We start from the raw sequence: 569 nt of genomic DNA on the forward strand, positions 1-569 counted from the left end.
GAAAAGAGCTTGAAAAGGAAGGATACACTTTTAAATCTGAAAGTGATACGGAAGTAATTTTGAAAGCTTTTCATAAGTGGAGTTTTGATGCAGTTTATAAATTTAGAGGAATGTTTGCTTTTGCTATATGGGATAAAAATAAAAAAGAGTTAATCCTGTGTAGAGATAGGGTGGGTGTTAAACCTCTGTATTACTATTATAAAAATGGATTTTTTGCTTTTGCATCAGAACTCAAAGCCTTTCATCTACATCCAAAGTTTGAAAAGATCATTGACTATACTTCATTAGCGCTTTTCCTTCAATACGGCTATATACCAGCTCCTTACTCAATATTTCAGAATACCTTCAAGTTAAAACCTGGACATTTTCTTGTAATAAATTCAAAAGGAGAAATAAAGGAGTTTTCCTACTGGAAAGTTGAAAATTACTTTTTAAAAGGACGGGAAGAAAGGGAAAGGTGGTTAAGGAAATCAGAAGAAGAGTTAGTAGAAGAGTTGGAAAATATTTTAACCGAAAGTTTTAAATTAAGACTTGTTTCTGATGTACCAGTTGGAATGTTTTTAAGTGGA

Annotated in this window: 1 protein-coding gene; it reads left to right on the forward strand. The window is 31.8% G+C overall.

Annotated elements, in window-relative coordinates:
- Positions 1-569, forward strand: a 569-nt coding sequence (locus ACP5QL_RS09260; RefSeq protein WP_428127308.1) for an asparagine synthetase B family protein, incomplete at both ends; no start/stop codon positions are given.

Origin of the sequence: Dictyoglomus sp., from assembly GCF_049968615.1 — a bacterium.
Classification (GTDB): Bacteria; Dictyoglomota; Dictyoglomia; order Dictyoglomales; family Dictyoglomaceae; genus Dictyoglomus; species Dictyoglomus turgidum.